Here is a 281-nt window from a genome sequence, read left to right as displayed (position 1 = left end):
CTCGGCCTTCCAACTTATTGAGGGATGGGGAAGCTATAACAACGAGTTTAATGGAGTGTTTTCTTCAATTTTTGTATTCTTTGAAAACTACCCCTTCTCTACATTCCTAAATATAACTACCATACTACTGCTGATCGGTTTTTTGGTAACCTCTGTGGACTCGGCTGTTTTTGTGCTTAGTATGTTTTCGGACAGGGGTAAAAAAGACCCCAGCAAAAAACACCGCTTAATTTGGTCATTGTTTATCTTTTTGGCCACGATTGCCCTAATTCTATTGGGCA

At 39.9% G+C, this 281-nt stretch carries 1 protein-coding gene; it reads left to right on the top strand.

The window, feature by feature from the left end:
• On the top strand, positions 1-281 hold a 281-nt coding region (locus ACFVYJ_RS13750; RefSeq protein WP_463255419.1), incomplete at both ends, for a BCCT family transporter.

It is taken from the genome of Pontibacter sp. JAM-7 (assembly GCF_048548695.2).
Classification (GTDB): domain Bacteria; phylum Pseudomonadota; class Gammaproteobacteria; order Pseudomonadales; family Balneatricaceae; genus Neptuniibacter.
The sequence above is the reverse complement of the archived record's forward strand: the minus strand, read 5'-3'. Positions and strand labels throughout refer to the sequence as shown.